The sequence below is a fragment of the Candidatus Amarolinea aalborgensis genome, assembly GCF_900491745.1.
GTDB lineage: Bacteria > Chloroflexota > Anaerolineae > SSC4 > Amarolineaceae > Amarolinea > Amarolinea aalborgensis.
This window is the reverse complement of sequence record NZ_UETR01000006.1, coordinates 200691-225359: the sequence shown is the minus strand read 5'-3', so window position 1 is coordinate 225359 and position 24669 is coordinate 200691. Positions and strand designations below refer to the sequence as shown.

The window sequence follows — 24669 nt, the reverse complement described above, 5'->3', positions numbered from 1 at the left end:
CGTGACTGGCAGCAATCCGATTAGTTCGTGAATCTGTTGTCATTCAGCAACTCCGGATGGCGTTGGGAAAGCCACTCCACCAGGAAATCGAGCCCGCGCTGGACTTCTGCCATACGTACGTTGGCGCGCCACCGTGGCCATCCTTCAACGATCGCCTTGTAGCCAAGTAGGTGAATCATCTCATCATATGAGGCATATTCGATTAAACGTACAGCGGCCCAATCGCGGTTCAGACGCCCAAATTCAAACGTGCCATTGAGAATGCCCTGAAATTCCTCAAAGGTAATGTTGTGATCCCAGAGGTAGGGAGGGCGCTGGCGTCGTGATGTGAATCGCTCATCCATACGCTGTGGTTCTTCTGCCGAAGGCGCCATGGTTACCATCCCTCAACCTGCGCTCGCCATTTCGTCGGGCATCTGCACGGCGACCACTTCGCCGCGCACGCACAGTTGGCCGGCCGCGTACAGTTGGACGCTGACGACGGTCTTGCGCCCCTTGATTTCCTTGACCTGCGCGCGCAGGGTCAATGGGCCAGCCAGGGGCGTGGGACGCAGGTAATCCACGTGCAGCGAGCCGGTGACGTAACGAAAGGCTGGCTCGGTGTCCATGGCGCGCCCCGCCGCGCGGTACGCCGCGGCGGCCGCGGTACCGGTGGCGTGGCAGTCCACCAACGAGGCCAACAGGCCGCCATAGACGTATCCGGGCACGGCCGTGTGCTCCGGTCGCGGTTGGAACGTACACACCGTTTCATCGCCATCCCAGTAGCTTTTGATCTGCAGGCCGGTCTTGTTCAGCCGCCCGCAGCCGTAGCAGTAGCTGGTGTGGTCAGGATAGTAATCTTGAAAGGCTTTGTCTGGCATGAGTTGCTTCATCGATAGGCCTGTATGTCAGTCTTGTGTTAGGAGCGGCAAACGACGCATGCGAACGCGATTATCCTGAACAGTCAAGACTGCTCCAAGTTCAAGTTCTTCATCCCAATCACGTACAAGCCTTTCAAGTAATGCAGCCAAAGCCTGTCCTCGTAACCCCTCGATTCGAATGCGGATCACTGAAGGGTAAACTGCGTCTGACAAGGCAAGCTGGGCATGAAAATCGGCATCAAGTGTGACGACGACACGTTTTTCTTGCCGGCCTCGTTCGAGAATACTCGCATCTGTGGCAGTTGCATATCCGATCTCGCCGACGTGAATCGCGTCAATGCCGGCTTGGCGCAACAAAGACGCACTTGAACGCGGTAAGCCTTGATCTAACAGCAGTTTCATTATGCAGCAAGTTCCACAATGCGGTCTTCCAAATGGGTCGCGGCATAGACGAGCGCCTGGCGTATATCTTCGTCATCGAGTTCGGGGTATTCTTGACGTAGTTCGGAACGATCAGTGTAGACGGCTAAGGCCTCAAGGACGCGTCGCACCGTCAGGCGCATGTTACGAATACAGGGCTGTCCGTTCATGCGGGACGGACTGATTGTGATGCGGTCTAATTTCATGATGCCCTCCGGTTCGCGGTTTTCCAACTGAACACTATTTTACCCTGAAATGGGCGACTACGTCAATAGCGTGGGACGCGTGACTTTGGCCTTGCGGGCGGAACGGTGGTAAACTGGCCGTTAGCCCGGCGCAGAACACGAGGGAGAAGCACGATCAATGACACGCGAACCTTTCGATTACACATCAGACGCGGTGCAGGCGCAGATCGGCCAGATCATTGCCAACGCCCTGGCCGAGGACATCGGCGATGGTGATGTGACCACGCTGCTGACGATCCCCGAAACCGCGATGGTGGATGGGGATTTCATCGCCAAGGAGGCGGGCGTGGCGGCCGGACTCGCCGTGGTGGCCCAGGTCTTCCGGCAACTGAGCGACCAAGTGCAGGTGACGCCCCTGGCGGCCGATGGCGAGCGCGTCGCCGCGCGCCAGGTCATGGCCACGATTCATGGGCCCGGCCGCGCCATCCTGACCGGCGAACGCGTGGCGCTGAACTTCTTGCAGCGCATGTCGGGCATTGCCACCCTCACACGGCGCTATGTGGATGCCGTGCAGGGCACGCACGCCGTCATTCTCGATACGCGCAAGACCGCGCCTGGACTGCGCGTGCTGGACAAATGGGCGGTGCGGTTGGGCGGCGGGCAGAATCACCGTTTTGGCCTCTACGATATGGCGATGATCAAGGATAATCACCTTGCCGCGGTGGGCAGCCTGGCCGCGGCCGTGCAGCGCGTGCGCCAGGGCGACCCGCGCCAGCGGCCCATCGAAGTGGAAGTGACGAACCTGGAACAGCTCCGCGACGCGCTGCAGCAGCCCGTAGATCGCATCATGCTGGACAACATGTCTCTGGCGCAAATGACCGACGCCGTGCGCATGACGGCCGGTCGCATCCCCCTGGAGGCGTCGGGCAATGTGAACCTAAACACGGTGGCAGCCATTGCGGCCACGGGTGTGGATTTCATCTCCGCTGGCGCGTTGACCCATTCGGTCAAAGCCCTCGATATTAGCCTGGATTTGAGGAGTCGCACATGACCACGTTACAGAGTGTTGATCGCTCCCGCATGACGGTGGACGATATTTTTGCGGATCTACAGGCCAAAATCGGCGACTACACGCCGGCGTTCGAGCTGCGCCTGCAAGCAGAGCTGGCCTATGAGATCAATCAGCTCAAGCAGGCGCGCAACGCCGTCATCCTGGGACACAACTACATGGAGCCGGCGCTGTTTCATTCGGTGCCTGACTTCGTGGGCGATTCGCTGGATCTGAGCCGGAAGGCCGCGCAGACCGACAAGGATATGATTGTTTTCTGCGGCGTCAAGTTCATGGCCGAGACGGCCAAAATCCTCAACCCCACGCGCACCGTGCTGATTCCCTCGCTCAAGGCCGGCTGCTCGCTGGCGGCCAGCATCACGGCGGCGGATGTGCGCGCGCTCAGGGCGCGCTTCCCTGGCGTGCCGGTAGTGACCTATGTCAATACCTATGCCGATGTCAAGGCCGAAAGCGACATCTGCTGCACCTCGGGCAACGCCGCTGCCGTCGTCGCGTCGCTGGGCGTGGACACAGTCATCTTCCTGCCCGATGAATACCTGGCCCGCAACGTGGCGCGCGACACGGGCAAGCACATCATCGTGCCCACACGGCTTCCCACCGGCAGCATCACGTTCCAAGATACAGACGTGGATTTCCAGATGGTCGGCTGGAACGGCCGCTGCGAAGTGCACGAACAGTTCACCGTGGGCGATATCAACACGGTGCGCGCCCAGTTCCCCGATGTGGTCATCCTGGCGCACCCAGAATGTAGTCCCGAGGTAGTCGCGGCCTCTGATTTTTCTGGCAGCACCAATGCCATGATTCGTTACGTCGAGCGCACCAAGGCCCCGCGCTATCTCCTGCTCACCGAGTGCTCCATGGGCGAAAATGTGGCCGCGGCCAATCCCGACAAGGAGATGCTGCGGCTGTGCATGGTGCGCTGTCCCCACATGAACCAAATCTCGCTGCAGATGACCCGCGATGCGCTGCGCGATGTCCAGTACGTGATTGACGTGCCTGAAGAGATCCGTGTGCGCGCCGCCCAGGCTGTACAGCGGATGATTGCGATTGGATAAACCATGAGCGAATACCTGGAAACCGACGTTCTGATTCTTGGCAGTGGTATTGCCGGCGCCACGGCCGCCCTGGAACTGGCCGATGCCGGCGTGGGTGTGATGGTGGTGACGCGCGCGGCGCAGCCTGAAGACTCGAACACGCTTTGGGCGCAGGGCGGCATCATCTACCAGGGCGAACACGATGCGCCTGAAAATCTGGCGGCCGATATCCTACGCGCCGGCGCCGGGCACAGTTACCCCAAGGCGGCGCAGCTCCTGGCCGCGGAAGGGCCGCCCATCCTCAAGCGCGTCTTGCTGGAACGGGTGGGTGTACAGTTCGACCGCCAGGAGAACGGCGCGCTGTCGCTGGCGCTGGAAGGCGGTCATTCTATGCCGCGCATCCTGCACGTGGCCGATCACACCGGCAAAGCGATTGAGCTGGCATTGATGCAGGCGCTGGCTGCCCATCCACGGGTGACGATGCTGACCGGCCATACGGCCGTGGACTTGTTGACGCCTTCCCACCATTCGCTGAACCGCCTCGCGCTTTATGAACGCCGCGCCTGCGTGGGCGCGTATCTCTTCGAGCAGGCGACCGGCCAGGTCAAGCGCTGCCTGGCGCGGGAAACCATCCTGGCAACCGGCGGCCTGGGCCAGATTTTCCTGCGCACCACGAACCCCGCTGGCGCGCGCGGAGACGGCGTGGCGATGGCCCAGCGCGCGCAGGCGCGGGTGATCAACATGGAGTTCGTCCAGTTTCACCCGACAACGTTCTATGACGTGGCCGCGCCCAATTTGTTGATTTCGGAAGCGGTGCGAGGCGCAGGCGCGCGGCTGGTGGACGCCAACGGCGAGCCGTTCATGCAGCGCTACGCGCCAGAGTGGAAGGATTTGGCCCCGCGTGACGTCGTGGCGCGCAGCATCCACCAGGAAATGTTGGCGCGTGATGTGACGCACGTCTACCTCGATCTGCGCTCGTACATCGGCCGGCCGCAGATTATGGAGCATTTCCCCACCATTCGCGAGAGCCTGTTGCCCTATGGCGTGGACATTGCCACGGACCTGGTGCCGGTGGTGCCGGCTGCGCACTACCAGTGCGGCGGCGTGTGGGTGGACGAATGGGGCAAGACCACCATCCGTCACCTCTACGCCGTGGGCGAGGTATCGTGCACGGGAGTGCATGGCGCGAACCGGCTGGCCAGCACCTCGCTGCTGGAAGGGCTTGTGTGGGGCAGCCGGGCTGCGCGTCACATTGCTGCGCACCTCCCTGCGGGCCTGCTCATCCCCGGAGACGACATCCCGCCCTGGCGGGACGATGGCCTGGACGAGCCTGACCCGGCGCTGATCAGCCAGGATATGAGCGCAATCAAGCATATGATGTGGAATTACGTGGGACTGGCGCGCACCACGCGGCGGCTCGACCGCGCGCTGAGCGAGTTGTATCACCTGGAGACCGAGATCGAGAGCTTCTATCGCACCTCGCGTCTGACCGACGGCTTGATCGGCCTGCGCAATGCCGTGCGCACCGCCATTCTCGTCGCCTCGGCCGCCTGGCAGAACAAACGCAGCATGGGCGCTCATTACCGGGAATAAGCATGAACCCACATCTTGGTTTTGCGGCGCAGTTCAGCAGCCTGGGTCCTGTGGCGTTCAAGGTCACGCTGGCTGCCTTGCTCGGCAGCCTGATTGGGCTGGAACGCATCTGGAATCGGCATCCGGCCGGGCTGCGCACCAACATGGTGATCTCCCTGGCGTCGTGCCTCTTCACGATTCTGTCGGTGGACGGTTTTCCGATGGAAGGCACCACGCGAGACACCGCGCGCGTCGCCGCGCAGATCGTCACCGGCGTCGGTTTCCTGGGCGCGGGCGCACTGCTACAAACGAAGAGCAGCATTCGCGGCCTCACCACCGCAGCCACGATCTGGCTGGTAGCCGCGGTCGGCATGGCGGTAGGCGTGGGCGCGTTTGCCCTGGCTATCTTCACCACCGTGCTGACCATTGTCAGCCTGGTGGCTTTGGCGCCCGTCAGTTTTCACCTGGAAGAGCGAGCCAAAGAACGCCAGCGCCTGCGCCTCCTGAATAGAAAGAATGGTAAGCTGCCCGCGGGCAGCCCGTGGGCGTGGCACGAAGAGGACGAAGAGGATGATGAGCTAGGCGAGGCCGACCGCCATCCTTAGCAGAACAAGAAGACTTCCGAAGTCGTGTAGACTTCGGAAGTCTCCGATCTCCGATCTCCGATCTCCGATCTCCGGTCTCTGATCTACCAGCCCGGCAACCAGTTCGGCGCGTAGTCGAAATCCACCTCGTTGAATGTCAGCAGCGCCAGGCCGCTGCCGTTGGCTTCGATGCGAAACACCTCGCTGTAGCCGCTGCCCGCCCGGTAACCGCTGAAGACGATCGTTTCGCCGACAAAGCCCCAGGCTGGCGCATTCGGCCGCAGCGCCTGCGGCGCCAGCAAGACGATGTTGCTGCCATCGGCCCGCATCGTGTAGAGCGCCTGCTGCTCCCGTGTGCCCCAGAACACCAAACGATCGGCCGACGGGGACCAGCTGGGGTCGGCGTCGCCGTTGAGATTGGTCGTGAGGCGCCGGACATCGCTGCCATCGGCTGCCATTGTGTAGATTTCTGGATTGACGCCGCCGCGATTCGATTGAAACGCCAAGCGGCCGTTGAGGTGCGACCAGTCGGGGCTGAGGTCGGCCGCCGGGTTGTTGGTCAGTCTGGTCACGACGCCATCCGCCACGCGCACCGTGTAGATTTCCCAATTGCCATCGCGTTCGCTGCTAAACGCCACACGGCTGCTGTCCGCCGACCAGGTGGGATCCTGATCGGAGGCGTCGCCAAAGGTCAGTTGGCGGGCGTTCCGGCCGTCGCGACTCATGAGCCACAGATGACCAGGCGCATTCGTTTCTGCGCGCACCATCGCAATCCAGCGCCCATTGGGCGAGCCGACCGGCGAGGTTTCAAAAGCCGCAGCGGTGAAAGTCAACCGCCGTTGTTCGCGGCCATCCGGCAGCATACGATAGATTTCGCTGTTGCCGTCACGATTGCTGGCAAAGACCACCTGCGCCGGGCCTTGATCCTGAATCACGGTGATGGCATCGCCATCGCCGCTGGCGACGTAGACTTTGTCGCGCGCCGAATCGAGAGCAATGCCTTCTTCCGCGCCAGCCGGCGCCGCAATGCTGGTCACCAGGCTCCAATCATCGGTGCGGTACACTTTCACCTCATCGCCACACGTGACAAAAAGATGCCCGCTGTCCGGATTGATCGCCAGGGTGAACGGCTCCTTGCCCGTGCCAATCGTGGCAATTACGCCCGCGGTCCGCGTATCGAGCACCGTGACCGTCTGGGCGCTGCCGCGATTGGCCACAAACAGATAGCGGCTGATCGGATCAAAGGCCAGGCCGTAGGGGCTGATGACGCCAGTGTAGCGCCCCACGGTAAAACCGTCATGCAGGCGTGCAATTTCATTGGCGCCGTGGGCCGAAAGATAGACATCCCCCGTCACCGGATCGGCAGCAAACAGGCTCGGCTCATCTCCGACATCATTCAGCGTGCGGACAACGCTCAAGGTTGCAGGGTCAAAAACCGTTACCGAATCGCTGCCAAAATTTGCGGCATAGCCGTAGTTGCCTTGCACGACGATGCCGTTGGGCATCAGGTCCGTGGCCAGGGTGTTTACGACAGTGTTGGCATTGACATCCACGATCTTGATGTTGTTTGTCTGGCGATTGGTGACGCCGACCAGCCCTCCCTGGTTGATAAGGGCCACATCATTTGGCCCGGTGGCCTCATTGGCCAGGTTGATTTGGGCCTGCAAAGCCAAGGGCGATGTGTTGACCACGCCGAGTGTGCGCCCACTGTGCTCATTGCCGTGAAAAGCCACATAGAGGCGCAGACCATCGGCGCTGAGAGTCAAGCCGTGTGGGTGCGCGCCCGCGGGTAGATTCAGGCGGCCAGCCCAATAAGGCGTTGGCTGCGGCCCAGGCGTCGCCGTGGGTATCGTCGTGGCTGTGCGTGTGGGCGTAGCAGTCGCAGGCGCCGTAGTCGGGGTCGGCGTGCGCGTGGGCGTAGCGGTCGGGGTCGGCGTGCGCGTGCGTGTAGGCGTAGCGGTCGCGCTGGGCGTGCGCGTGACCGTTGCGGGTACGGCCGTCGGGGTCGGCGTGCGCGTGCGCGTGGGCGTAGGCGTAATCGTCGCGCATCCGCCGGGCACCGGAACGCTGCCGGTGGGGCAGGCCGTTGGTGTCGGAGTTGGAGTCGGCGTAGATACGGGCGCGGGTAGGCTGTGCAGATCGTAGATAAAGACGCCCGCCGGGGTCGTCACGTACAGGTCGTTGGGTGCGCCGTCCATCACCAGGAGGTCGCTCACCGCCAAATCGTCAAACGGGGTACCGGTCACGTGCACCCACTCGGCCGCCGTGGGCATGAAGACGTATAGCCCATGCGTTGAGCCGAGGAGATAGCGATGTGACGGGGCGGCTGGCATTTGGGCCAGAGAGAGCAGTCCGCCTGGCAGCAGGCTGCTCAGGCCAGTTGACAACGTGTTCCAGGTTGTTCCATTGTTGGTCGTGCGCCACACGCCGTTGGCGGTTGCAGCCAGAACATGGCCGGCCGACCAACGATCTACCATCAGATCGCCGAACCAACCCATGTCAAGCTCCGGCGGTGTGGACTGCGTCCAGGTGGCGCCGCCGTTGGTGCTGACGATCACGGCGCCGCCGCCGCCCTCGCTCACGCCGCCAACCCACACGGTGGTCCAGGCCGGCTCTACGGGCGCGATGACTTTGACATCATACAGGCCAAACAGCGGGCTCGGCTGATGCGTAAACGTATCGCCGGCATTGGTGCTCAGGTACGGCCCATCGCAGCCAGCCGCGTACAGACGCTGATTCAGCGAATTGGCTGCCAGCGGTTTCAGGTTGAGGCCGTTCAGCAGTTGATACCAGGCGACGCCGCCGTTGGTCGTGCGCCACATGGGTGTGGGGTCGCCGCCCGCGTAACAGGGATAGCCATCGCCCGCGTACAAAATGTCTGGAAAGGCGCTGCTGATCGTGTGTTCCGCCAGCGCCACGCCCATCTCTGACCAGATTGCGCCGGCATCGGTGGAGCGATAGAGCAGGCGGTTGGGGCTGGACGGCACATCGGCCTGGATAATGCTGCTCCAGGGATAACCAAAGACGCGCGCGGCCGGGCCGTCGGGCAGAATCAGCTGCTGGTAAGGCGGAATGTCCAGCCGCGCCCAGACGGCGCCGTGATCGTCGCTGCGCAGAGTTCGCCCGCGGCCAGTGACAAAATCATAGAGTGAGGCGTACAGCGTATTGCCATTGGGCCCGCTGCCTACGGCCATCGGCAAAGCGCGGAAGGGCGCGACGAAATCGTGCACAAAATCCCAGGTGATGGCGCTGCGGTCTGGGAGATAGGCGTTATGGCTGACGAAGAGCACATCATCGTTGCCCACGTACAGGCCGCGCGACTCGCCATCGAGCATCAGGCCAAAGCCAGGCCCACCGCTCAGTGGGAACCCGAGCGGCGCGGTCGGCAGCGGCTCCCACATGGCCGCCGTGGCGCGATAGAGCGTTGCGCCGCCGCGCGGCCCCGTGTTCGTGATGAGGAACATAACATTGTGCGCCTGTGGGTCAATCAAGATGGGGCTGGTCACGTCGCCATTCAGACCCATGCCTGCGTCGGCCCAGGTCAAGCCGCCGTCGGTGCTGGTGACGAGCGCTGTTTGCATGCTCGACCAGGGCACGCCGGCCCACAGTTGATCTGGATTGTCCAGGCTAACGGTGACCGGTCCGGCCTGAATGTCGCTGCGTTTGGCCCAGGTCATGCCTGCGTCGGTGCTGCGCCACAACCCTTGAGTGCTGGCGCCAATATAGAGCGTCTGCGGGTGATTGTAGTCCATGCCGATGTAGCCGCGGCTGCGCAGCGGTGCGCCGCTGATGAGCGCCGGCAGCGGCAGGTAATTCCAGTTCGCGCCGCGATTGATACTCTTGACCAGATAGCCTTCATTGGTCAGACCGTAGAGCGGCCCATTCTCGCCAGGAGCGGCTGCCAACGAGCGTAAGTATCGCGCCTGCAAGAGGTCTGGCGGCACGGTCGGCGTTGGGGTAGCCGTAGGCGCAGGGTTGAGCACAAACTGTTTGGGCGCGAACGGCAAACGGCTGCGGCTGCGGCTGGCGCCCGGCGCGCACGCGATGAGCGAGGCGTCATCCACGTACATCGCCGTGCTGCGGCCATCGCCGTCGTTGAACGCGCCAAAGTGCACCTGCACCGTGCGGCCAGCAAACTCGCTCAGGTCAGCATCAAGTCGCTGCCAGCTACGAGCATTGCTGCGCGTCCACAGCAGTGTGCGCAGGATCGCGCCGCTGCTGTCTAGAATCAGCACGTATTGGCGGTCGCCGGCCAGGGGTTTTTCCCACGCCTGGGATGCAGCGCCAGGGGTCGGAGCATCGCCAGGCGTCTCCAGATTGACCTCGGCCGAAACCGGGTACCACCACAGGGTCAGCGTCACGTTGGCGGCGCCAGCCGGCAGAACAACGGTCTGCGATGCGCTGGAGTAGCTGTAGACATCGCGGCCCTGGTCAATGCCGCTGCGGCCGCTGCGCTGACCGCTGCGCACGACGCGCATGCTGTAAGCAGCCGGATAGGGCGTGAGTGGAAAGCGCCAGGCCGCGTCATACTCGAAGCCGCCGTTGACCAGCCGCTCCTCGCACAACCCGCCGTAGTGCCAGACGCCGGCCGAGGTGGCGACATGAGCCATCAAGCCATCCGGTGCTGTGGAAGTAACAGCCAGGGCATGGACATCTGGATTTCCAGGCGCGGAGCCAAGGTCAATCCAACTGCTGCCGCCGTCCAGGCTGCGAAACAGGCTGCGGGAGAGGCCGGCAACCAACTGGCCGCTGAGCGCCGTGAAGAGCGTGTGATCGTTGGCGTACGCAGGCGACACGGCCAGCGCACGCGGGAACGGCTCATACACACCGGGCAAGCCTGCCGCCGTCAGCGCCCACGAACCGCCGCGGTTGGTGGTGCGCTGCACCGCGCTCTCCGGCCGACCATCGCCAGGCGACTCAATGAAACGGTAGGTGGTCCAGACCGTGTCGTCCTGAGCGTAGAGCGGCGACACGACAACGCCAAAGCCTGGGGCATAACCGCCCACGCTGGCCCAAGTCAATCCGCCATCGGTGCTGCGGCGGGTTGCGCCATAGCCGGTGGCGAACAGGGTGTGATCGCTGGCAAACGCGGGTGAAACCGCCAGGTTGAAGACGTCATAGCTGTCACCGGGCGGCGCCAGGCGGTAGGCCGACCAGGCGGCTCCGCCATCGGTAGACTTGAAGACCTCATCGCCCCTGGCCGTCCACAGCGTGGCGTCGGTCAGGTAGGCGGGCGACAGGGCCAGCGCACGCATCTCGCCCTGGCTCGTGTCGAAGGTCCAGGTCTGGCCGCGGTCGGTGGACTTGACCAGGCCGGCGGTCCAGGTGGCGCCGTTGACAAAGGTGGCAAACACAGTGCCATCGGTGGCATAGCCGGGCGACAGGCGCACATGTGTGGCCTGGGCATGGTCGTCACGCGCTGGCAGCGGCAGGGCAACCTGCCAGGAAGTCCCGCGGTCCGTGGTGCGATAGACGCCGCTTTGCCCGGCGGCGAACAGGGTGCCATCCGTGGCGTAAGCCGGCGATGCGGCCACGTCGCCCATGGCAATGGGCTGTTGATACGCGTCGAAAGGGCCGCCGCTGCGCCAGGCAGGTTGTGCTGCCGGCGTGAATCCGGCAGGCGCGTCGGTCAAGGGCAACGCGGCGTCGGTCGGGTGCGAACGGCTGATGAGCAGGAACGATGTGAGGAGCAATGTGACGACGAGCGGGATCGAAAGTGAGCGTTTCATGGTCAACCTCCCGGGCTCCATGACAAACCGACGCGCAGCCTCATTGCATGCGCGGCGCATCTAACATGACGTTGGGAAAGGCCTAGTGGTTGCGCTCGCCTTGCCACATGACAGGGCTGTTTGGGGCATCGTTGGAGATGAGGGTATAATGAAAAGACTAAGTTGGACTCATGCGGACCATTCTAAGGAGTAGTATTATGGAACCAAGAATCGGGACCTTGACTATCGAGCGATTTCGAGCGTTTCGGCATCTCAAGATCGAAGGCCTCGGACGGGTTAATCTGATCACAGGGCGGAACAATACCGGGAAATCGTCGGTGTTGGAAGCCCTTCGCATTCTGGCCTCCGACGCGTCGCCTTCTGTTATCTATGACATCATCCGCTTTCGAGAGGAGGATCTGAGAGAGACGGAGGACCCGCCGCGGCCAGCAGACGCAGACAGTTTGTTTGCACTATCGAGCCTATTTCACGGCTTTCCGGAGTTTTCTACCAAACCTCAACCGTTGGTGATCGCGGCGAATGGCGGTCAACGGCCAATGAGATTGACTATGGAAGCCGGGTGGTTCTCTGAAGAACGGGCAGCAGATGGATCGAGGAGACGGATTCTTCAGCAACTCAACCTTTTCGGCCAACAGACCTTATTCGGTGAGGGAGAGGTTTTGCCGGCCTTGGTGGTGGAGGCGAGCGGTGTGCAGCGTTTACTGCCGTTGGACTCTTTGAGCCGATACTACCGCGGGCGTCTACCTACGTCAGTGTTCCAAAATGAACCTCGAGTGTCATGTGTGTTTGTGAGCCCCTACGGCGGCGAACGGACGGCTACCCTGGGGCCTCTGTGGGACATGGTCGCGCTTTCAGATCGCGAAGAAGATGTTGTCAGGGCGCTGCGTATTATTGAACCCGGTATATCGGCCGTTTCCATGGTCGGTGGAGAGGGGACACGGCAGCCACGTACTGCAATCGTTAGATCCAAGGGCATGCCACGCCCCGTAAACCTCCGCTCCTTTGGTGACGGTCTCAACCGTCTTTTTGGCATTGTGCTCTCACTGGTCAACGCCAAAGACGGGCTCTTGTTGATAGACGAGTTTGAAAATGGCATGCACTATTCGATTCAGCTTGATGTATGGCGAGCCTTGTTCGGACTTGCCCGACGCCTTGATGTACAGGTTGTGGCTACCTCTCACAGTTGGGACGCCATTGAGGCGTTCCAGAAGGCTGCAAGCGAAGACCCAGACGAAGGGGTCCTAATTCGCCTATCGCGCAAAGGGGAAGACATCATTCCGACTCTGTTCCGCGAAGACGAACTCGCTGTTGCCACTCGCGACCGCATTGAGGTGCGCTGACATGGCTGCAAAGAGAATCCTTCTGGTCGAGGGCGATGACGATGAGCACGTCCTTAAGCACTTGTGCGGGAATCGAGGAGTGCCGCAACTTGATGAGATCAAACCACTCAAAGGCATCAACCGACTGCTGGATAGTATTTCTACTCGCCTGAGAGCAAGCGAGGATGGCGATATTGTCGGAGTGGTCATTGACGCTGACATTGACCTGAGTTCACGTTGGCACTCACTGCGGAATCGGCTTATTAGTGTCGGGTATCGAGGTGTGCCGGAGGACCCATTACCAGATGGTACCATTCTTGATCCACCTGACGATCAATTGCTGCCGCGCGTGGGCATTTGGATCATGCCGGATAACCAAACTACGGGCATCCTGGAGGACTTCTTGCGGTTTCTCGTGCCGATAGAATCTCCCCTGTTCAAGCATGTCCTATCGAGTGTGGCGGCGATCCCGGAAGGCGAAAGACGTTTTACGCAACTTGCAGAACCTAAGGCTATCATCCACACGTGGCTGGCCTGGCAAGTAGAACCCGGCAAACCTCTGGGTACAGCCATCACGGCGCGGTATCTCGATCCTGACGTTGCGCAGGTTGACATTCTGGTGTCCTGGCTGAAACGGTTATATTTCCCATGAGCCAACACCGCTGAAACCACAAAGGGGCAGGTTGTTTAACCTGCCCCTTTATGGTTAAGTTAGACGGCGCTTAGCCCCCGTGGCCGTTGGTGCTGGGTAAGCCCGCGGCCACCAGTTCCACGATGTCCTTGACCTGTACGCCCTGGTCGGCCTGTTTGCTGGCATCGGTCAGCATGGTCAGGCAGAAGGGGCAGCCCACGGCGATCGTCTTGGCGCCGGTGCCGGCCGCCTCGGTGTAGCGGTTCATGTTGACCGCCTCCGTGCCGTGCTCTTCTTCCTTCCACATTTGCGCGCCGCCCGCGCCGCAGCAGAAGGACTGGTTGCGGTTACGTCCCATTTCCACCAGGTTGACCTGCGACTGCGTCAGAACTGCGCGCGGCGCATCCAGAATGCCATTGTGGCGCCCCAGGTAACATGGATCGTGATAGGTCACCGGCCCGACGGCAGCCAGATTTGGCTTGAGCTTGCCGGCGGCGATCAATTCGGCGATCAACTCGGTGTGATGCACCACGGTGAAGTTGCCGCCGTACTGTGGATACTCCTTGCCCAGGGTGTGCAGGCAGTGCGGGCAGGTCGCAACGATGCGCTTGGGCTTGAATTCGTTCAAGGTTTCGATGTTGGCCTGCGCCAACTCAAAGAAGAGCGCTTCATTGCCCGCGCGGCGGGCGCTGTCGCCAGTGCAGTTTTCCATCTCGCCCAGGACAGCGAAGTTGACGCCCGCGGCCTTGAGAACTTTGGCAAAGTCACGCGCGGTCTTCTGCGCGCGGCTGTCATAGGAAGGGGCGCAGCCCACCCACCAGAGAATATCGAAGTCCGGGTTGTCTTCCACGGTCGGAATGTCGAGGTCGGCCGCCCAGGCCATGCGATCGCCGCGGGCCAGGTTCCAGGGGTTGCCGGAGCGCTCCATGCCCTTGAACGCGGGCTGCAGCTGCTCTGGGAATTCGCTTTCCATCAACACCTGGTTGCGGCGCATGTAGAGGATGTCGAACATCGGCTCATTGCCCACCGGGCAGACTTCGATGCACGCGCCGCACGCCGTACAGGCCCACACCGCCGATTCGCTGATGGCAAAGTCGAGCATACGATCGGGCGATTCCTTGCCTGCGGCCAGCAGATCAACGTGTTCATTGATGTAGTAGCGCTTGTTCACTTCCAGCGCGGAGGGCGACAGCTCCTTGCCGGTGGTATATGCCGGGCACACATCCTGGCAGCGGTTGCACATGATGCAGGCGTAGGCATCCACCAGGTGCGTCCACGGCAGCTGCTCCAGACGCGCGACGCCGAACTGCTCGATGGACTCATCCTCGAAGTTGATCGGCTCCAGCGCCCCGCGCGACGTGCGCTTGGGCTTGGTCAGGAAATTGACGCCGGCCATGATGAGGTGGATGTGCTTGGTGCGTGGGAAATAAGGGATGAAGGCCAGAATCAGACCTAGCGCCACCCACCAGCACACGTGACGCATGACATCAATCGTGCCGGCGCTCATGCCGCCCCACAGCCCGCTGACCAGGTTGGCAAACGGCTGGCCGGCGTCCCCGACGCCTGTCGCCAGGCGCTCACCCGCCAGGGTGAAGGTTTCGCCCAGGAAGCGGAAGCCGACGTGGAACAGGATGAAAAAGCCGACGATCATCGAGTCACGGCGCACGCCGCCTTGCTTGATACGGTCCATCAGCTTGATGTTACTGTGATACTTGAGCGCCGGTGTATCCACGATAAAACGCCGGACCAAGAAGTAGATCATGCCGACCAGGACGGAGACGCTGAAGATATCGGCCAGGAAGCGATAGACATTGCCGATCGCACCTGTGCCCAGAAACGTGATGGGAAAATAGCCTTGCAAGACATCGCCGAAGTTGACCAGGAAATAGAAAGTAAAACCCCAGGCGATCATGGCGTGAAAGACGCTAGAGACTTTGCGCGCCCGCCAGGTGGGCAGCAAGGCCACCCAATTGATAGCAGCGTCAATCAGTTGGGCAACGAACTTCTTTACGTCAAGCTCGCCCTGCCCGCGGCGAATCACCAAATAGAGCTTCTTGAAGCCCAGGTAGCCATAGTAAACTGCTGCTGCGACACAAAGGATGAAGAGGATTTTTTCAACCAGCGTGAGCATATCGTGAATGCCTTTCTACAGGTTTGCAGGAAAAATGGATTTTGCACGGGGCTTGTCTATTTTACCACAAGTACCGTGCAGGATAGGCTGATGTAAATCACATTGAAGCAGCAGATTTTAGACTTCGGAGGCTTTCGAAGTCTGCGAAGGTTCGGAAGTCTAGGCGACGCGGCGCAGGAGCGTGTGATCCACCCATCGCTCGAAGCGGTCATGGTAACGATGAGCCAGGAGAGCGGCGATCACAAGCAGGGCGCCGAACGCAAGCCACAAAACTGGTGGAATGTTGATCACGCCCGCGCCGACCGCAGCCGCGACGAAGACGGAAGGGCCGCGCACCAGCAGAGCAATGACGAGGATTTTCCAAATAGAGACGCGGGTCAGGCCGGCAATGTAGTAGGGAACGTCGCCCACCGGTCCGAGCAGGAGCAGAAACCAGGGCCAGATCGAGTCGCTGTGAATGACGCCTTCCCAGCGCTGCAGCCGTTCTGACCCGGCCAGGCGCGCAACCAGGGGACGCCCATACCACCGCGCCAGGTTCATCGCCAGCGCGCCGCCCAGAAGCATACCAATGGCGCCGTAGATGCCGCCGGCCAATACGCCAAAGAGATAACCAGCCGCGGCCTGTACGAAATAGCCAGGGATGGGCGCAAAGACGATTTGGATGGTGTTGAGGGCAATCAGCGCCAGCGGGGCCCAGGGGCCAAGCGCCCGCAGCCAGGCTTCGACGCGGGCGCGGTCGCTGACCAGGTCAACCAAGGCCGGGCCGTATATGGCGCCCAGGGTTACCAGGCTGAGCAAGACGAACGTCAGCGCCAGGGCGCGCCGGGTGATTTTGGGTGATCGAGAGAACATGAGCTAGGCGCGTCGCGGAAAGACGCAGGCCACGGTGGTGCCGTTCTGCGCCTGGTGGCTGATGCAGATCATGCCGCCGACCGCTTCGACCCGTTGGCGCAGCGCTTTCATGCGGCTCTCACTCGTGCGGTTGGCTGCTTCTGCGCCGTTGTGATGACCATAGATGCTCAGCGCGACATGGCTGCCGCTGCATTTCAAGGAAATGCTGGCATGCGCATCCGGCTGCGCCGCCAGTCTGGCGAGGCTTTCCTCTACAATGTGAAACGCGGCCGCCGCTTGTTCTGGATCGAGGCTGTCTGGCATCAACTGCATGTGCAGCGCCACGCTGGCGCCGGTGCGCTCACGGAATGTCGCCACGTGATGGCGCACGGCTTCCTCCAGCCCCAAACGGCAGGCGCAGGCCGAATCGGCCAGGTTGACCAGAGCCTGCGCCTGGGAAATGTCCAGGCGCGCATCGGCCAGCGCGTGCCGGAGCGGCGCGCCGGCATCGTCGAGCAGATCTTCCATGCCTTCCAGGTGTGCATCCACATTCAGCAGCACCTGGGCGAGACGACGGCGCAGATCATCCGTGGAGAGCTTTTCGGCGGGCACAGAAGCTGCGCCCAACGGCCGCGTGGATGGGGATGGGGTGCGCTGCTCGGTTGACTTCAGCCGCGGCTCCTGCAGCCAGATGGGGGTTAGCCCCGCCGCAGCCAGGATGAAGCCGCGGGCGGCTAACCCCAGGAAGTTGAGCTGCGCCAGGCCATCGAACCAGACAACCGCCAGCATGTGCATCGAAGAAGAAGCTACAACCGCTAAGAAGGCCCCGATCAAGCCGTACTGCCAGGCGGCCAGCATAACCAGCGCCACCAGGAACAGAAACGGTTCAACCGCGCCGAAGTTGGTCAACAGGTTTTGTGCGTGTGAGAGCGGCGTAAGTCCCCATTCGAGCGCCTGCAAAGGAATTGCCAACCCCAACGCAACGGCCAGGGCGCTGACGCCCAGACGCGCCTCCAACCAGTTGGCGCCAAAGAGAATGAGCATCAGGATAGCCAGGAACATGGCAAGGCTCAAATGCTGCTGCGCGGTTCGGTCGCCCACGGCTAATGCCACGAGGAGACTGGCCAAGATGGTAATCACCTTGACGAAGAGCACGACTCGAAATACGCGTAATGGGGTCAATGGCCCGAAAAAAGTCATCAATGGTGATCCGCTTCTTGCTCGTCATAACGATCACAGCGTGTGCGAGACTAATCGCAAGGCGATGCGACAAACGGGCGCGCATGCAGCCTATTCACACTTGCTCAATCATTATCGCCGTATCCCAAGGCCACGTCTGTAAACTGTTTTACAACCTGCTTCTCAATCAGCACGTACGTGGCCAATGCAAAGGGCACGGAGATTATCTCCGTGCCCTTTGCAGCTCCAATCAACCGTCGTTTCAAACAGTGTTAGGCCGCGGCTTTGGCGGCGCCCTTGAACTCGGTTGCGGGGGCGTAATCGAACACCGTGTAGCGTTCGGCGCTGTTGGTCAATTTGACCGTCTGCATGAGGTGCTGGCGTAGATTGCGCACCAGGCCCGGGTCTACATCGTATTGCGCGGCCGCGCGTGCGCTGCTCAGGCTGTGGCCGTTGAGCACCCCGATCACATGCTGGACGGTGGCCGCCCAAGCAAGAATGGCGGTCGTGTCCAGCTTGCCTTCTTCGTGCTGAAAATCACGCCACAGCAGCAAGGCGCAAACCTGTTCAGGCAGGCTGAAATGCGTTTTGGGCATTTCCTCGATCAAGCGCGCCTCCACCGGATCCAGGCTGGCCTGGCGCCGCGGTTTCATGTACAGACGACCGGTCAACAGCTTGAGCACGAGCGTATCGCCCTCGCCAGCAATCAGGCTCTGTTCGCATTCTGCCCGATCAAGCATGGCATCCAGAGACAAGGGTCGAACGTCCACCGCCAGCCAGGGCTGGCGGCCATGCCGGCGCAGGTGCAGCGACACATGGGCAAAAGTAGATTCGAGAGGGGCCTCCATATCGCGACAGCGGCCAAGTTCGAGCAGCGCCTCACTGCTGCTGAGCGTTGCGAAGCGACGAGGATAATGTCCGCCGCCCGAGACGTGCGCGTAGAAAAGAGGCACCAGTGCGCCGATGCCATATACATCGAGCAGCGTATCGAGGCGGCTGCGCAGAGCCACCTGCCGCTGGGCGCTGCGCTGATCCATGCGATTGACAGCATCTACCAGGGCTGTGGCGGTGCGCCACACTTCAACATACACTTGCTGCTGGGTCTGATTCATGTTGACACCTGCTTGTGATTACTCGGATTGACTTGGCCCCATTATAGCATCAAGCGCGTGCTAAGTCAACGGTTTCAGTCAACCAACCGCTAGTCGTAGGTCAGCTGACATTGCATGATCGCTATTCCTGTGTTAGGATAGGATCGTTAGGGTCAGTTGTCATAAGGAGACTAATCATGATTACCTTGCATGATGCTAACGACATCCTCAAACTCGGTCATCCCTCGCCATCTCGACCGGGCGAGGAGCCTACAACACTCTCACAGTTTCCCTTCGCTCGCCAATTGGAACTCTTGTGGACGAGCGACAAGAGATACCCCCAACATGGACCTGCAGTTCTCGAAGCAATGAACAATATCTTGGCCGGAAACCTCGAAGAGGTACTTCGCGGCGACCACGGTGAAGAACACGTCCAACAACTTCAAGATGCAATTTTTGAGGTTCAACGTTTGTTTAGAGGTTGGGGCGCCAGAACCAATTGATCATTGCGCCAAAAATCGAGAGCATCTCGATGATTATGTAATCAAAGAGGCTAGTTCGATTGCCCTTGTGCAAGAACGCATCCGCCGTTTGCTTCAGGAGGCCAGCCGGGAATGGGATACGCGCCGTAGGAGCCTAAACAACATGGTGCTCATAAACGACGCGTTTGCCACCGTTTTTGCCACGAGTACAACCCAAGACGAATTTGCTCTTCAATTCACTCACATCTGTAAATTGGACTATGGCAAGCGCTTCTTTGTGAGATTGATTGAATACTGCGAAAGAGAACACAAAGACGACATTGACGTGATCTATAGTATCCTCGGCATTCTGAAGCGGATCACCATCACCTATGCCGCGATGATGCGCACTGAGAGTGGGCGGAAACACCTGATTGGTGTTGAACTCAACGCGCTTGCCCCCATTGACTTTCCCGAAAAAACAGCGCGCATCGTTGAATTGATCATCAGAAGCCATTATCCTGGTTTGACGTGGATGATGAGTGATGTCCCAGCCTGGTATTTTTAGCGATGGATTGACGTGAGAGAAGGGAGAAGATGGTGTGGAGGAGACGCAGACAATCCTGGTCGTGGAAGATGAAGTCACCTTACGTGAGGCGCTGGTCTATAACCTGAACAAGGAAGGCTACACGGTCTTGCAGGCAGGCACCGGGCTAGATGCCTTGGCGCTGGCCCGCGCGGAGGCGCCGGACGTTGTGATTCTGGACTTGATGCTGCCTGAACTCGATGGGCTGTCTGTCTGCCGCAGTTTGCGTCGCGATCCCGCGACGGCCGCCAGCGGCATCCTCATGCTGACCGCGCGTAGCGGCGAACTGGATAAAATCGTGGGGCTGGAAAGCGGCGCGGATGATTACCTGACCAAGCCGTTCAGCCTGGGAGAGCTGTTGGCCCGCGTGCGCGCGCTCTTGCGCCGCGCACGCAGCACCGCACCGCGCGACACCCTGGAAGCCGGCAACCTGGTTCTTGACCTCATTGCGCGCCGGGCCACGCGCAACGGCGTTGACCTGCCGCTGAAGCCCAAAGAATTCAGCCTGCTGGCCGAGTTGATGCGTCACCGCGGCGCGGTGCTCTCGCGCGATCTGTTGCTGAACCATGTCTGGGGCCAAGATTTCTTTGGCGACGATCGCACCGTGGATGTACACGTACGCTGGCTGCGTGAAAAGATCGAAGATGATCCCGCACACCCTGCCCATATCCAGACCGTACGCGGCTTGGGCTACCGCTTCGAGGCCTAAGCGTCATGAACATGATGGAATTTGGCTGGTTGGTGGTGGTGTTGCTCAGCGTGGGCTTGGCCTGGTGGGCTCAACGCCTGCACACTGGCCGCGCGGCATCTGAATACCAACTTGCGCGCCAACAGCGCACCATCGGCGAGATCAACGGGGCGCTCTCTGCACATGAGGCCCAACGTCAGGCGCTGGGGGTGGTGGCAACCTGCGGCTTGGTGATCCTGGATCAGGAGCGCCGCCTGCGGTGGTTCAACGAGCAGGTGCAGGAGATCATCCGGCCGGACGCGGCGCCCGGCAGGCTGCTAATCGAAGCGCTGCCGAGTTACGAAATCAACCAGGCGGTGCAAGACGCGCTGGAACGACAGATTTCTGTTGAACGGCAAGTCGCGTTCAAGGCGCGCCTCTGGCGCGTGCGCGCGGCCCCGGTGCAGCAGCAAGGCGCGGTGCTGGCTCTGGAGGATATTACGGAATTGCAACGCCTCGGTCGCGCGCGGCGTGAATTTGTCGCCAATATCTCCCATGACCTGCGCACCCCCATTGCCGCCATTCAGTTGACGCTGGAAACGCTGCGCATGGGCGCGCTGGATGACGCCCAGGTGGCGCGCCGCTTGTTGGAAAATATGAGCACACAAGCCGACGCCTTGCAGCAGCTGGCAAGCGAGCTTTTTGATCTCAGCCAAATCGAGTCCGGGCAGGTCTTGCTGAAACTACTGCCAACGCCAGCCGCGGCCATCATCGAACCGGTGGTAGAGCGTTTGCGGCCGCAGGCTGAACGCAAACAGGTGCAGATGCACCTGGCGCTGGCTGTGGCCGAACCCGTGCTGGCAGATCCAGAACAGGTGCAGAAGGTGGCAGCCAATCTCTTGCACAACGCGATCAAATTCAGCCCGGTCGGCGGCCGCGTAGGCATCGCGGCGACGACGGTTGTTTGCGAAAGCGGCAGCCTTCATGCAGGCGCAGATGTTCCTCCCGTGGCGCCGCCCGACGGCTGGACTGACGGGCATTGGGCAGTCTTCACGGTGTGGGATGAAGGTCCTGGAATCGCGAGCAGCGAGCTGCCGCGCATTTTTGAACGCTTCTACAAGAGCGATCGCGCCCGCTCGCGCGGCAGCGAAACCGGCGCCGGGCTGGGACTTTCCATCGCCCGCCATATTGTGTTAGGACATGGCGGCCAAATCTGGGTTGAAAGCAGCCTGGGTCATGGCGCGCGCTTCTTCTTCACGCTCCCCATCGCCTAACCCCCCTCGCAGGGCTGTGGCAAGATGACGCGCTCAGAGGCACGCGACGTTCTCATAAGTCAACGCTGTGATGTCCAGTGACCCCTGCGAGGGTTGCCTACCGAAACATCGCCCAACCTTGCGCAGGCCCGCCGGGTAAGGCGCCTTCGCTGTCGAGAACGTTGCCGGCTTGCCCGACGCTGGATGGCGCAGCCAGCCTGCGCAAGGGGATCCCCTCCCCCTCGCAGGGCTGTGGCAAGATGACGCGCTCAGAGGCACGCGACGTTCTCATAAGTCAACGCTGTGATGTCCAGTGACCCCTGCGAGGGTTGCCTACCGAAACATCGCCCAACCTTGCGCAGGCCCGCCGGGTAAGGCGCCTTCGCTGTCGAGAACGTTGCCGGCTTGCCCGACGCTGGATGGCGCAGCCAGCCTGCGCAAGGGGATCCCCTCCCCCTCGCAGGGCTGTGGCAAGATGACGCGCTCAGAGGCACGCGACGTTCTCATAAGTCAACGCTGTGATGTCCAGTGACCCCTGCGAGGGTTGCCTGCCGAAACATCGCCCAACCTTGCGCAGGCCCGCCGGGTAAGGCGCCTTCGCTGTCGAGAACGTTGCCGGCTTGCCCGACGCTGGATGGCGCAGCCAGCCTGCGCAAGGGGATAGTTAGCGATATTATCAATTCTTAATCTGCAGATTGTCAAGCATTAACTGCGTCATAAGACCTGGTTAAATCAAATCGGTTATCCTCAGCCTGCGGACTGGGGTCTACGTGCGTATGACTCGCGAGCGAGTTACGCGCACGTCAGTGACTCTTGCCGCAAGACGTAAACTTGTGAAGATAACACAGAGGAGATTTTTCATGCGTACGAGATTCGTGACTGCCATCACCCTGCTGATGATCTTGATGGTAGCGCTCAGCGCGTGCGGCGCACCGGCCGCCACGTCGGCGCCGACCGCGGCCGTTGAGCCTACAAAGGCAGCCGTTGAGCCTACAAAGGCGCCGCCCGCAATGGAGTTGAGCGGCGACGTAGCCATTGATGGCTCTTCCACCGTCTATCCGATCACCGAGGCCGTGGCAGAAGAGTTTGGCGCCGTGCATCCGAAGGTCAAGGTGGCGGTAGGCATCTCAGGCACTGGCGGTGGTTTCAAGAAGTTCTGCAACGGGGAAACAGACATCTCCAATGCCTCGCGCGCGATCAAGGATTCTGAAAAGACCGCGTGCGCGGACAAGCAGATCGAGTACACCGAGTTTCTCATTGGCCTCGACGGCTTGACCGTGGTGGTCAACCCCAAGAACACGTTTGCTCAGTGCCTCACCGTGGCGCAGTTGAAGACCATTTGGGACGCGGGCAGTGTGGTCAAGAACTGGAAGGATGTAGACCCCAGCTTCCCGGATCAGCCCCTGACGCTCTACGGCCCTGGCACCGACTCTGGCACCTTCGACTTCTTCACCGAGGTCATCAATGGCAAGGCCAAGCAGTCACGTTCGGACTTCACCGCCAGCGAGGACGACAACGTGTTGGTGCAAGGAATCGAAGGCGACGCCAATGCGCTCGGCTACTTTGGCCTGGCCTATTACATCGAAAATAAGGACAAGCTGCGGGCTGTGCAGATTGACAACGGCAAGGGCTGTGTGGCGCCGAGCTTCGACACGGTAAACACAGGCGCCTATACGCCTCTCTCGCGGCCGCTCTTCTTCTATGCGAAGAACAGCGCGCTGAGCCGGCCGGAGGTGTTTGAGTTTGCCAAGTTCTACATTGACAACGCGCCTAAGGTGGTAGACGAAGTCGGTTACGTGGCTGTGCCGCAAGCGCGCTACGATGAAGACAAGGCTGCCCTGGCGAAGTTTGCCAAGTAGACTCTGACATGGTTTGTCTTCCAGCCTTGCGCGGCTGGTGCATCCCTTGCGCGGCTGGAATCGTATCCTTCGCCTTCAGCCGCTCACCGGTTTGACGCAGGATTGTCTTGTGCAATGCCAGCCCGGTTTATCCTACACCGGACTGGCATTGCTCTGTTTCAAAAGTGGCGTAGAATCCTAACTTAGCATAGAATAATGCTGAATCATAAACCCGTTCAACTGACTCGCCAGGGAGGCCGGCAGCAAGAAGCCATGGACAAACAACAGGCGCAAAAGGCCGCACCAGATCTCGTCCCTGTTTCTGACGCCCCGCTTGTAGGCAACCGTTGGCGCTCCGCGCGCGAGAGACTCATCGGCGCCGCGCTCTTTGCCTGCGCGGCGGTTTCTATTTTGACCACGGCGGGCATTGTGGGCGTCCTGATCTTCGAAGCGATTGAATTTCTGCGCGTGGTGCCCTTGTTTGAGTTCCTCACGGGCGTGCAGTGGACGCCGCTCTTCAGCCCACCCAGCTTCGGCGTGCTGCCGCTCGTGGCAGGCACCACGGTCATCTCGTTGATCGCCATGCTGATTGCGCTGCCCATCGGGCTGTTGGCCGCCATCTACCTAAGCGAATACGCCAGCACGCGCATACGCCGCGTACTGAAACCCCTGTTAGAGATTCTGGCTGGCATCCCCACCGTCGTCTATGGCTATTTTGCCCTCACCTTCATCACGCCTTTGCTGCGCCAATTCCTGCCCCAAATGGAGGTCTTCAACGCGCTCAGCGCAGGCATCGTGATGGGGATTATGATTATCCCCCTGGTCTCGTCGCTCAGCGAAGACGCAATGACCGCGGTGCCGCGCTCGTTGCGCGAAGCGGCCTATGGCTTGGGCGCCACCAAACTGGAAGTGACGCTGCGCACGGTCGTGCCTTCGGCCCTGTCTGGCATTGCGGCTGCCTTCATCCTGGCTATTTCACGCGCCATTGGCGAAACGATGATCGTCTTGATTGCTTCTGGGCAGAGCACGATCATGCAGCTTAATCCGCTCAAAGCGATGGAAACCATGACCGCCTTCATTGCCCGCGTCAGCCTGGGCGACAATCCACAGCAGAGCATTGAATTCAAGACTATTTTTGCCGTCGGCATGCTGCTTTTTGTCATGACCTTTGCGCTCAACCTGATCAGTCAACGCATCCTGGCCCGCTATCGCCAGGTTTATCAGTAAAC

The 24669-nt window shown here is 60.9% G+C and carries 21 protein-coding genes; 12 read left to right on the top strand and 9 right to left on the bottom strand.

The features are described 5' to 3' along the window. Nucleotides 1–20 precede the first annotated feature (20 nt). The 4 genes from ACPQ6D_RS10700 to ACPQ6D_RS10685 are packed head-to-tail and all read right to left on the bottom strand — an operon-like array spanning nt 21 to nt 1486. Nucleotides 21–374: a hypothetical protein gene (locus ACPQ6D_RS10700; protein ID WP_423224313.1), complete on the bottom strand. Its 354-nt coding sequence runs from the start codon at nt 372–374 to the stop codon at nt 21–23. Nucleotides 375–386: 12 nt separating this feature from the next. Then, nucleotides 387–860, bottom strand: a complete 474-nt coding sequence (locus ACPQ6D_RS10695; protein ID WP_423224312.1) for a PaaI family thioesterase — start codon at nt 858–860, stop codon at nt 387–389. 27 nt (nt 861–887) lie between these two features. Further along, nucleotides 888–1262: a DUF5615 family PIN-like protein gene (locus tag ACPQ6D_RS10690; protein ID WP_423224311.1), complete on the bottom strand. Its 375-nt coding sequence runs from the start codon at nt 1260–1262 to the stop codon at nt 888–890. Further along, nucleotides 1262–1486 (bottom strand): DUF433 domain-containing protein, encoded by a 225-nt coding sequence (locus ACPQ6D_RS10685; protein WP_423224310.1) that lies wholly within the window; start codon nt 1484–1486, stop codon nt 1262–1264. The genes ACPQ6D_RS10690 and ACPQ6D_RS10685 overlap by 1 nt, the downstream gene beginning before the upstream one ends. A 157-nt stretch (nt 1487–1643) precedes the next feature. On the opposite strand from ACPQ6D_RS10685, the gene nadC reads away from it, so the two are divergent. Genes nadC through ACPQ6D_RS10665 form a run of 4 tightly spaced genes read left to right on the top strand, consistent with a single transcriptional unit; the run spans nt 1644 to nt 5745 of the window. Next, on the top strand, nt 1644–2516 hold the full coding sequence (nadC, locus tag ACPQ6D_RS10680; protein ID WP_423224309.1) for a carboxylating nicotinate-nucleotide diphosphorylase: 873 nt from the start codon (nt 1644–1646) through the stop codon (nt 2514–2516). After that, nucleotides 2513–3589: a quinolinate synthase NadA gene (gene nadA / locus ACPQ6D_RS10675; RefSeq protein ID WP_423224308.1), complete on the top strand. Its 1077-nt coding sequence runs from the start codon at nt 2513–2515 to the stop codon at nt 3587–3589. Before nadC ends, nadA begins: the two co-directional genes overlap by 4 nt. A gap of 3 nt (nt 3590–3592) precedes the next feature. Beyond that, nucleotides 3593–5161 carry an L-aspartate oxidase gene (gene nadB / locus ACPQ6D_RS10670; protein ID WP_423224307.1) on the top strand — a complete coding sequence of 523 codons (1569 nt, stop codon included), beginning with the start codon at nt 3593–3595 and terminating at the stop codon, nt 5159–5161. Between the two features lie 2 nt (nt 5162–5163). Further along, nucleotides 5164–5745: an MgtC/SapB family protein gene (locus tag ACPQ6D_RS10665; protein ID WP_423224306.1), complete on the top strand. Its 582-nt coding sequence runs from the start codon at nt 5164–5166 to the stop codon at nt 5743–5745. 83 nt (nt 5746–5828) lie between these two features. On the opposite strand, the gene ACPQ6D_RS10660 is transcribed toward ACPQ6D_RS10665, so the two are convergent. Continuing rightward, complete coding sequence (locus ACPQ6D_RS10660) at nt 5829–11453, bottom strand: hypothetical protein (RefSeq protein WP_423224305.1); 5625 nt, start codon at nt 11451–11453, stop codon at nt 5829–5831. Nucleotides 11454–11650: 197 nt separating this feature from the next. Between ACPQ6D_RS10660 and ACPQ6D_RS10655 the strand changes: the two genes are divergently transcribed. Both ACPQ6D_RS10655 and ACPQ6D_RS10650 read left to right on the top strand, forming a co-directional pair. Continuing rightward, nucleotides 11651–12793, top strand: coding sequence for an AAA family ATPase (locus ACPQ6D_RS10655; RefSeq protein ID WP_423224304.1), 1143 nt, complete (start codon nt 11651–11653; stop codon nt 12791–12793). Nucleotide 12794: 1 nt separating this feature from the next. Further along, on the top strand, nt 12795–13424 hold the full coding sequence (locus ACPQ6D_RS10650) for a DUF3226 domain-containing protein (RefSeq protein ID WP_423224303.1): 630 nt from the start codon (nt 12795–12797) through the stop codon (nt 13422–13424). A gap of 70 nt (nt 13425–13494) precedes the next feature. Here the strand turns inward: ACPQ6D_RS10650 and ACPQ6D_RS10645 are convergent, their stop codons facing one another. The 4 genes from ACPQ6D_RS10645 to ACPQ6D_RS10630 all read right to left on the bottom strand — a co-directional run bounded on the left by ACPQ6D_RS10645 (nt 13495) and on the right by ACPQ6D_RS10630 (nt 18656). Continuing rightward, complete coding sequence (locus ACPQ6D_RS10645) at nt 13495–15534, bottom strand: (Fe-S)-binding protein (RefSeq protein WP_423224302.1); 2040 nt, start codon at nt 15532–15534, stop codon at nt 13495–13497. A gap of 159 nt (nt 15535–15693) precedes the next feature. Then, on the bottom strand, nt 15694–16386 hold the full coding sequence (locus ACPQ6D_RS10640) for a TVP38/TMEM64 family protein (RefSeq protein WP_423224301.1): 693 nt from the start codon (nt 16384–16386) through the stop codon (nt 15694–15696). A 3-nt stretch (nt 16387–16389) separates the two neighbouring features. Then, nucleotides 16390–17568 carry a hypothetical protein gene (locus ACPQ6D_RS10635; RefSeq protein ID WP_423224300.1) on the bottom strand — a complete coding sequence of 393 codons (1179 nt, stop codon included), beginning with the start codon at nt 17566–17568 and terminating at the stop codon, nt 16390–16392. Nucleotides 17569–17816: 248 nt separating this feature from the next. Continuing rightward, entirely contained in the window at nt 17817–18656 is an 840-nt protein-coding gene (locus ACPQ6D_RS10630) for a hypothetical protein (protein ID WP_423224299.1), read from the bottom strand. A 176-nt stretch (nt 18657–18832) separates the two neighbouring features. Between ACPQ6D_RS10630 and ACPQ6D_RS10625 the strand changes: the two genes are divergently transcribed. The 6 genes from ACPQ6D_RS10625 to pstC all read left to right on the top strand — a co-directional run bounded on the left by ACPQ6D_RS10625 (nt 18833) and on the right by pstC (nt 24667). Continuing rightward, a complete protein-coding gene (locus ACPQ6D_RS10625) occupies nt 18833–19138 on the top strand; it encodes a hypothetical protein (RefSeq protein WP_423224298.1) in 306 nt (101 codons plus the stop codon). After that, the gene (locus ACPQ6D_RS10620; protein ID WP_423224297.1) at nt 19092–19664 is read left to right on the top strand and encodes a hypothetical protein; all 573 of its coding nucleotides are present in this window, start codon (nt 19092–19094) and stop codon (nt 19662–19664) included. The genes ACPQ6D_RS10625 and ACPQ6D_RS10620 overlap by 47 nt, the downstream gene beginning before the upstream one ends. Nucleotides 19665–19698: 34 nt before the next feature. After that, on the top strand, nt 19699–20391 hold the full coding sequence (locus ACPQ6D_RS10615; protein WP_423224296.1) for a winged helix-turn-helix domain-containing protein: 693 nt from the start codon (nt 19699–19701) through the stop codon (nt 20389–20391). A gap of 5 nt (nt 20392–20396) precedes the next feature. After that, nucleotides 20397–21623: a sensor histidine kinase gene (locus tag ACPQ6D_RS10610; protein ID WP_423224295.1), complete on the top strand. Its 1227-nt coding sequence runs from the start codon at nt 20397–20399 to the stop codon at nt 21621–21623. Between the two features lie 839 nt (nt 21624–22462). After that, a complete protein-coding gene (locus ACPQ6D_RS10605; protein WP_423224294.1) occupies nt 22463–23461 on the top strand; it encodes a PstS family phosphate ABC transporter substrate-binding protein in 999 nt (332 codons plus the stop codon). 252 nt (nt 23462–23713) lie between these two features. Continuing rightward, entirely contained in the window at nt 23714–24667 is a 954-nt protein-coding gene (gene pstC / locus ACPQ6D_RS10600; protein ID WP_423224293.1) for a phosphate ABC transporter permease subunit PstC, read from the top strand. Nucleotides 24668–24669: the final 2 nt, after the last annotated feature.

Coding starts and splice junctions, on each gene's coding strand:
- ACPQ6D_RS10700 (WP_423224313.1), bottom strand. CDS start 374: ATGGCGCCTTCGGCAGAAGAACCACAGCGTATGGATGAGCGATTCACA.
- ACPQ6D_RS10695 (WP_423224312.1), bottom strand. CDS start 860: ATGCCAGACAAAGCCTTTCAAGATTACTATCCTGACCACACCAGCTAC.
- ACPQ6D_RS10690 (WP_423224311.1), bottom strand. CDS start 1,262: ATGAAACTGCTGTTAGATCAAGGCTTACCGCGTTCAAGTGCGTCTTTG.
- ACPQ6D_RS10685 (WP_423224310.1), bottom strand. CDS start 1,486: ATGAAATTAGACCGCATCACAATCAGTCCGTCCCGCATGAACGGACAG.
- nadC (WP_423224309.1), top strand. CDS start 1,644: ATGACACGCGAACCTTTCGATTACACATCAGACGCGGTGCAGGCGCAG.
- nadA (WP_423224308.1), top strand. CDS start 2,513: ATGACCACGTTACAGAGTGTTGATCGCTCCCGCATGACGGTGGACGAT.
- nadB (WP_423224307.1), top strand. CDS start 3,593: ATGAGCGAATACCTGGAAACCGACGTTCTGATTCTTGGCAGTGGTATT.
- ACPQ6D_RS10665 (WP_423224306.1), top strand. CDS start 5,164: ATGAACCCACATCTTGGTTTTGCGGCGCAGTTCAGCAGCCTGGGTCCT.
- ACPQ6D_RS10660 (WP_423224305.1), bottom strand. CDS start 11,453: ATGAAACGCTCACTTTCGATCCCGCTCGTCGTCACATTGCTCCTCACA.
- ACPQ6D_RS10655 (WP_423224304.1), top strand. CDS start 11,651: ATGGAACCAAGAATCGGGACCTTGACTATCGAGCGATTTCGAGCGTTT.
- ACPQ6D_RS10650 (WP_423224303.1), top strand. CDS start 12,795: ATGGCTGCAAAGAGAATCCTTCTGGTCGAGGGCGATGACGATGAGCAC.
- ACPQ6D_RS10645 (WP_423224302.1), bottom strand. CDS start 15,534: ATGCTCACGCTGGTTGAAAAAATCCTCTTCATCCTTTGTGTCGCAGCA.
- ACPQ6D_RS10640 (WP_423224301.1), bottom strand. CDS start 16,386: ATGTTCTCTCGATCACCCAAAATCACCCGGCGCGCCCTGGCGCTGACG.
- ACPQ6D_RS10630 (WP_423224299.1), bottom strand. CDS start 18,656: ATGAATCAGACCCAGCAGCAAGTGTATGTTGAAGTGTGGCGCACCGCC.
- ACPQ6D_RS10625 (WP_423224298.1), top strand. CDS start 18,833: ATGATTACCTTGCATGATGCTAACGACATCCTCAAACTCGGTCATCCC.
- ACPQ6D_RS10610 (WP_423224295.1), top strand. CDS start 20,397: ATGAACATGATGGAATTTGGCTGGTTGGTGGTGGTGTTGCTCAGCGTG.
- ACPQ6D_RS10605 (WP_423224294.1), top strand. CDS start 22,463: ATGCGTACGAGATTCGTGACTGCCATCACCCTGCTGATGATCTTGATG.
- pstC (WP_423224293.1), top strand. CDS start 23,714: ATGGACAAACAACAGGCGCAAAAGGCCGCACCAGATCTCGTCCCTGTT.